This is a genomic window from Enterobacter cloacae complex sp. IR5459, from assembly GCF_049238005.1.
GTDB lineage: Bacteria > Pseudomonadota > Gammaproteobacteria > Enterobacterales > Enterobacteriaceae > Enterobacter > Enterobacter hormaechei_C.
Genome location: NZ_JBMKIG010000047.1, coordinates 1 through 2,994 on the forward strand (window position 1 = coordinate 1; position 2,994 = coordinate 2,994).

The window sequence follows — 2,994 nt, forward strand, 5'->3', positions numbered from 1 at the left end:
AAAAGACAGTTTATTCAGACGTACATATCGGGGAGAACGGGAAGGTTCAGTGGCGTTACCGTGTCATTACCAAAAATTGCATACCGCTCGCGCCCAAGATATTTCCCACCCTGAACTGAAGCACTGCCGTTCTGTATTTTTATTCCGAACATTCTATACACGTACATGCCATTTACTTCGTGAGCCATCAGCCCGAACCTGCCCAGCGGAACATAGCCGCTGCCGATGCTCACGGCATTTTTTGAAGGCGTCCAGAGCTGGTTGAGGTAGACGAAAGGCCGCTTTGTCGTTGAAAACGTGCAGGCCCCGTCTGCATTGAAGATGTTTAGCCCCGTTCCCGGCTGCGGCGTCACACCACTGGCGAATATGACGATATCAATCGCGCCGGTTGTCGGAGCGTCATCGTTGGTGGATGGAGGGCTGAAGAACCTGACCGTGTTGCCATCGAAATCGACTGTGTTACCGCTATTGCAGCGCCCAAAGACGATATATTTGGACTTGTCATACCCCGCTATTGTGGGAACTGCCCAGCCGCCTGTGGGGACATTGACGGTCCCCTTCCAGATACACTGCCCTGACTGCGTGGCATTGGTTATTGAGGTGAAGTCAGTGCTGTTGCTGATTAGCAGCCCCACCCCATTACGCTGGCCTGACGGAAATATCTGCCAGATGCTTCCGGGGAACGTGTACGTACTCTCACGCTCACTGATGCTTACGTCCTTCATCGTGGAGTTCTGCGTCACACGGCCACCGGATATGGTGACCGAGTTCATTTTATGAAGCAGCCCTGAATCAAGGTAAGCTGTCGCGTGCGGGATAAACAGCACCTGCGCCCCGGAAACATAACCGGCAACATCAGCGTACTTGGCTTTCTGGTAGCCACTGTCAAAGTTGGCCCCAAATGACGGGCACCGCAGGCCCGCCGTGATCTCCATTCGTTTTCCACCGTCATTTAGTTCTATCAGTAGTCCTGTCGGCATTCTATGTCCACGTCCCCAGTACGATGCGGCCGCCACCCGGAATATTAATGGTTACGCCATTACCATTAATCACCGTTGTGTTGCCGGAGCCATTGAAAGAAAAATTACCGTTTGTGGCGTAAATCGAGCCGCGAACGGTCACGTTGTTAAACGTCGCGTAGCCAGATTTGTTGATGTGCCAGCCAACGTTCCCGGTGCCGTCCCAGGTTGAAGATTGAATGTAGTTACCTATTTTGGCATTGCTGATGGTACCGTCCTGGATGAACGTATCCCGGATGAAGGTCTGTCCGTTCTGGATAACGAACGGCAACGATACCGCCCCACCAGCCTGCGCCATTACCGCGAAACGGTCAGCCACAAACAGCACCTGTGATTGCATGCCAGATGGAGTATTCTCAACACCTATCCCCATACCAGCAGCATACTGTTTTCCGTTCGCATCCACGGCAACCTTGATGCTGTACATCGCCTTCAGGTCGCCGTTGACGTTCGCAATGGCCTGCGCGTTGGTGGTGATCGCTGAAGTGTGCCCGTTGATGGTCGCCGTAATGCCGTTTATCTGCGTCGCGGTGGCCTGCTGGTAATCGGAGAACGTCTGATTCAGGCTGTTGATGGATGCCTTGTTGCCGTTCACGTCAGTCTGCAAACTTAGCAGCGAACGTGCTGTTGCCTCCCTGTCGCTTGCCATGACGTTATCAATACGATCGATGCCGGCCTTGCTGTCACCGTACTGCGCACTGAGTCTCACCTGCTGATCAACCTGCGCCAGCGTACTCGTTATTAGCGCGATAGCGTTATTCTGGATGCCGCCGCTGGCAGTATCGGTTCTTGCTCCCAGCTCCTCCAGGCGGGATGCCATTGATGAAGTCGTGTCTGTGACAACCTGTCGCAACGTGGTGATATCAGCAGTGTTTTGTGAGCTGGCTTGTTCAGCCGCATCTGCCTTACCTGATGCAGCGTCAGCTTTACTCGAAGCCGAATCAGCTTTATCAGAAATGACCTGAGTACTCGCAGTGAGCTGATCAACAGCAGTAGCCCTTGCCTGAGCTTCATCTGACAGAGTCTGCCTTACCTCGGTAATTCCCGCTTCGCTCTGCGCAGTTTTTGCCTCAAGACGGGTAACATCCGTTACGCGTGCCTCCGTCTCAGTAGCGATCACCTCCCGAAGTTGCTCGAACGTGGCAGAGTTGGCGTCCTGCTGGGCGGTCTGACGAACAACAACATCAGCAATGGCAAGTGCGTTACTGATGATTGCCTCTGCGGTCTGCTTGTTAGAGCCAACCACCGCCGCGAGACCATCCGCGTTATCTTTGATGGCATCAGCCAGTTCTGCGAACTTTTCACTGCTCTCGACGGCGCTCTCGATGAGGTCTTTAAAGCTATCGCTCTCTTTAATTTCCTCCAGGATTGCATCGGTGATATCGCTAAAGTCATCCGTTGGCTTTCCTGAAGCCTCAACAAAATCAGAAACCCCGAACGCGTTGCGTGTCCGGACATAAACGTAATAGACGTGGTCAAACTTGAGCTTTTGAATGGTCCACTGGTTCCCCCTTCCGAGGAATTGAGTTTTGTTCTCAATATCATCGGTTAATGGGATTGGCGTCTCGCCAGCGTACCAGAACTCAAAAGAGGTATCTGATGTTGCCGTTACAGACATAACTGGCACCAGAGTGGCCTGTAATGGTCCGGGTATCCACTGAACGGAGTTAGGAGCCTTTGGCGCGCCTATAATAAGACTCACCTGAGTTTCGGCGCCTTTCATCCCGTTTTCATTGCGCCCACGAACGCCGAGCGTGTAGCTACCGGCAGCAAGGCCGTAAAACTCATACCGGAACTGGTCAGTTTCGTACTGAGATACCAGCTTCCCATCAGCACTGTAGATGTATAGCTCAAACACCAGCTTTTTAGTAGTGGTTGCCGTCTCCCACGTTGCTGTAACCTGGACGGTCTCGGTGTTTGTGTTCAGGATTCGCAGGTTTTCCACGTTAGGCACGCGGTAGCCGTTCAGCGTATC

Annotated in this window: 2 protein-coding genes; both read right to left on the bottom strand. The window is 52.9% G+C overall.

What is annotated here, in order from left to right:
• Positions 1 to 14: 14 nt before the first annotated feature.
• On the bottom strand, positions 15 to 980 hold the full coding sequence (locus ACOTX4_RS25720) for a DUF6453 family protein (protein ID WP_265185274.1): 966 nt from the start codon (positions 978 to 980) through the stop codon (positions 15 to 17).
• 1 nt (position 981) lies between these two features.
• Positions 982 to 2,994: phage tail tip fiber protein (locus ACOTX4_RS25725; protein WP_421635508.1), on the bottom strand; the 2,013-nt coding region annotated here is incomplete at its 5' end.